At 74.6% G+C, this 816-nt stretch carries 2 protein-coding genes; both read right to left on the bottom strand.

What is annotated here, in order from left to right; translation table 11 throughout:
• A partial coding sequence (locus AC1D15_RS35175; protein ID WP_477829727.1) for a contractile injection system tape measure protein occupies nucleotides 1-287 on the bottom strand: 287 nt, incomplete at its 3' end.
• The coding region (locus AC1D15_RS35180; RefSeq protein WP_477829728.1) for a hypothetical protein at nucleotides 280-816 on the bottom strand (537 nt) is incomplete at its 5' end. The genes AC1D15_RS35180 and AC1D15_RS35175, both read right to left, overlap by 8 nt.

The raw sequence follows: 816 nt of genomic DNA on the forward strand, positions 1-816 counted from the left end.
CCGCCGGGCCCGCGCAGGTCGGCCAGCCGGTCCTGCAGCCGCTCGCGCAGGCGCAGCGCCCATTCGTCCTCCATCGCGTCGACCGGCACCTCGCCGAGGTCGATCGCCAGCTCGTCGATGCGCCACACCTCGTCGGGCGCGCAGGCCTCGTCGAACAACTCGTCGACGATGCGCAGCGCCGGGCCCTGCATGAACGCGGCGAGCCGCGCCTCGGCCTCGTCGGCCGGCAGCGCGGCGTCGAAGCCGACGTCGACATGCAGGTGCTCGATCAGGTGCGCGTCAGGCATGGCCCTGCACGAAGGGCTCGTCGCCCTCGCCTCCTGCATCGGGGGTGTCGCCGGGCTGGCGCACGAACGGGATCACGCGGCAGGCCGCCACGTCCGCCTGCTCGGCCAGGTGCGCATCACCGGGTGCGGCCGCCAGCGCCTCGCGCGCCGCCAGCCACGGCACCCAGCAGGCCTCGAAGCGTTGCATCGCCTCCATCTCCAGCCACAGGCAGTGCAGCGACAGGTGGGCCGGGCAGTTGATGCGCAAGGTGTCCTGCGCAAAGCGGCGGAACGCCGGCTGGCGGGTGCGCGCGGTCCAGCCCGGCATCAGCACCGTGACGCGCAGCGCGTGGAAGCCCGGCTTCAGGTTCAGCGCCGCATGCGCGCGGCCGCCCGGCGCGAGCGGGCGCAGCAGCACGTGCTCGACCACGTGCATCCCCTCGCTCTCCTGGTGCAGGTGCAGCAGGAAGAGCCGCAGGCTGGCGGCGGCGCGCCGCGCGGCCGGCGCATCGGTGTGCTCGCCCAGGTCCCACCAGCGGCCGTCCTCGTC

Source organism: Rhizobacter sp. P2_H2, from assembly GCF_056403375.1.